Below are 464 nucleotides of genomic sequence, written 5' to 3'. Positions count from 1 at the left end.
ATGCGCGCCTCCGGAGACACGCAGGTCATTTCCGTCATGACGAGCGCGGCGCCGCCCATTGCGCGCGCGCCGAGATGCATCAGGTGATAGTCGCCGGCAATTCCGTCGACGGCCGAGTATTGCGCCATCGGCGACACCACCACGCGGTTTTTCAGCGTGACGCCGCGCAACGTGAACGGCGTGAACATGGGCGGGACCGAATGCTTTTGCGGCGCTCGCTCGACGCCCGAACGCCGCGCGAGCCAGTCTTCGAAACTGGACACATAACGCGCGTCGCGCTCGCGCAGGTTCTCGTGCGAGATGCGCTGTGAGCGCGTGAGCAGCGAGTACGCGAACTGTTCGGGCTCGAACGATGTATAGCGCTCGACGTGCTCGAACCATTCCGTCGAATTGCGCGCGGCGTTCTGAATGCGCAATACGTCGACACTGCGCACTTGCGTGTAGTGCTCCAACGCCGCATGCAG

General features: G+C 63.8%; 1 pseudogene. It reads right to left on the bottom strand.

Features of this window, described 5'->3' with window-relative positions:
- A pseudogene (locus SB753_RS34765) lies at positions 1-464 on the bottom strand (bifunctional salicylyl-CoA 5-hydroxylase/oxidoreductase); the annotation flags it as partial.

The sequence above is a fragment of the Paraburkholderia sp. SIMBA_053 genome, from assembly GCF_046534895.1.
GTDB classification, from domain to species: Bacteria; Pseudomonadota; Gammaproteobacteria; order Burkholderiales; family Burkholderiaceae; genus Paraburkholderia; species Paraburkholderia caledonica.
The sequence above is the reverse complement of the archived record's forward strand: the minus strand, read 5'-3'. Positions and strand labels throughout refer to the sequence as shown.